1 protein-coding gene is annotated in these 1,074 nt (G+C 64.9%); it reads right to left on the bottom strand.

All coding sequences use genetic code 11. The annotated features are described in order from the left end of the window. On the bottom strand, nt 1-895 hold an 895-nt coding region (locus tag I0Q12_RS11545; protein WP_307846186.1), incomplete at its 3' end, for an ISL3 family transposase. Nucleotides 896-1,074: the final 179 nt, after the last annotated feature.

Here is a 1,074-nt window from a genome sequence, read left to right as displayed (position 1 = left end):
CGGTCCTGCGGTCGAGATTCAATTCCCTGCTGATAGCAGAGATCGACATTCCTCGGGCATGCAGTTCGTGAACGGCTGCGTGCCGTTCGCGGGTGCGGACCACCAAGCGGCCGTCAGGTACCTCTGTAGTCTCGTCGTCACCGATCTCCTCGGCACTCTCCGGTGGAGGGGCCGGGGCAGCCAGTTCTTTCCTGTGCCGGATCACGGTCTTCTCGACCGCGTCGATCAGGTTGCGCCACAGGTGCCATCGGTCGGCGACCTGCACCGCATCGGGTGCCCCGGTCCGGACGGCGTCGGCGTAGGCACCGGCCCGGTCGCGGCACACGACCTCGGCACCGGGATGTTGCTGCAGCCAGGTGGAGACGGTGTCGCTGGTTCGGTCGGGCAGCAGATCGATCGGCTGGCTCGTGACGAGATCGACGATGAGCGTTCCGTAGACGTGGCCGCGACGCAGTGCGAAGTCGTCGATCCCCAGGACCGGTGTGGTCTCGATCGGCCGCTCGGGGATCGATCGCACTGCCCGTATCAGGGTGTCCCTGCTGACGTGTATCCCGAGTGTGGTTGCGAGGCGGGCGCCGGCGCGGCCGGCCAGGGCCAGTCCGATCGCCTCGATCATCGTGGCGAGTATCATGGTTCGCCGAGCCCAACGCTGCGTCAGTCCGGGTATCTGCTCTGCGAATGTTGCTGCACTGCAGGAATTATTGTCGCAGAAGAATCTGCGGACCGCGAGGTCGAGGACGACCGGGTGTGCGCCGATGGCCGTGTCGCCGGGTCGGCGTCGATACCGTGAATGCACCCGACTCGATGCGGTGCCGCACTTCGGGCACTGTCTCTGGCTGCTTTGCGAGTGGGCGGTGATCCGGATCGTGGATTCGGTCCGGCGAACGGCGTCGATGACGACGCCGTTCAGGTGAGGAAGGAGAGCGGTCAGGGGCGCGGGGTCACACCGAGATGATCTTGGTCTATCGCAGATACTCGCTGATCAGCGGCATACTTCCGTCTTCACGGAAAGTGCGCCAGATCCTTGATCCTGCTCAGTCCTGCTCACCGAAAGTGCTCACCCGTGTGGCTCCG

This window comes from Rhodococcus sp. CX (assembly GCF_015865005.1).
In the GTDB taxonomy this organism is placed as follows: Bacteria; Actinomycetota; Actinomycetes; order Mycobacteriales; family Mycobacteriaceae; genus Rhodococcus.
Note: the sequence above shows the minus strand (reverse complement) of the source record. Positions and strands in the feature narration are given on the sequence as shown.